We start from the raw sequence: 1,246 nt of genomic DNA, 5'->3' as shown, positions 1-1,246 counted from the left end.
GGCTCTTCTGGGATTTTCGTGGCTATTTTTCACTGGGTTTTAGGCTAAGTTTTCCGCAGAAGAAGAGAATTCGAATTCGATAGTGTTCAAAGATACGAAAGCCTCGTGCTGCGGACTTGATCGATTGAATCCGGCTGTTGAATCCTTCGGCTGGTCCGTTGCTGATCGGGGAAGAAAACCATGTCAGGATTCTGTCGAGGCGAGTCTTCAGCATCCGAGCGACCTTCTTGATGGGATCGAGTCTGCTGCGGATCGCCCAAGCGTACCATGAATCAAAGAATGCTCGACCACCCACTGCATCGCCTTCCTGCCAAAAGAAGCGGAACAACTCCTTGAGACTCCAGGCACGGCCGGTCGCCAGGGTGCTCTTCCGCAGTTCTGCGAGTTCCTTATTCTTCTCGTCGCTCAGATTCTCTGGATTGAATAGCAGGATCTGTCGCAGGCCTTTGAGCCGATCATCACCGCTCTCCTGAAGCTCGCGGTGTTCCGAGCGGCGAACTTTGTCGACAGCTTCATTCAGGTACTTTGCGATATGAAAGCGATCATGAACGATTCGAGCATTCGGGACGTTTCTCTCCGTGCTTGCCTCATAGGCCTGCCACATATCGATGCAGACAGCCTTGACCTTGCTCCGCTGCTCCTCGGACAGTGTTTTCCACAGCTGATTGGCAGCATCAGTCGTACGATCCGGAGTCACTTCGAGCACGCGAGATTGATCGATGTCTGTCATCACGCTCACGTAATCCTGACCTGCACCGAAGCTCTTCTCATCGATGCCAACGTGCCTCACTTCGTCGAGACTTCGTCGCTCAAGCCCACGGTCTACCGCCTTCTTCATGATGACCTGCGCTGTCGACCAATCGATACCAAGGAGTAACGCCGCGGCCTGGATGCTCCCAGCTGCCTGAAGTACATCAACAGCGAAGGCCTCAAACAGTAGAGTGAAACGGCTGTGCTTCTCCGCCCAAGGCACCGAAATCGTTTTCACGCCGCAACGGTTGCACGAACAGCGGGGAATCCGGGCGGTCAGAGTCGTCTGAAACTGCATCGCATCCAGGTGACGCCAACTCCGCTCAGCCGCATGATCCTTCATCGCACAGGCGGCTCCACACTCCGGGCACACCACTCGAGTGCCCACGAATTCCAGGGACACTGTCAGCGTTCGGCTCTGCACATCGAGCTGCACATGTGAAATGGCCCAGTCCGAATTCAGGCCCACAAGCTGATGATAATGACGCGACAACTT

At 54.7% G+C, this 1,246-nt stretch carries 1 protein-coding gene; it reads right to left on the bottom strand.

Annotated features, from left to right (window positions below):
* Nucleotides 1-22 precede the first annotated feature (22 nt).
* Nucleotides 23-1,246, bottom strand: a 1,224-nt coding sequence (locus WCK51_16050; protein MEI7578402.1) for an ISL3 family transposase, incomplete at its 5' end; no start/stop codon positions are given.

The sequence above is a fragment of the Armatimonadota bacterium genome (genome assembly GCA_037138755.1).
GTDB lineage: Bacteria > Armatimonadota > Fimbriimonadia > Fimbriimonadales > Fimbriimonadaceae > Fimbriimonas.
Note: the sequence above shows the minus strand (reverse complement) of the source record. Positions and strands in the feature narration are given on the sequence as shown.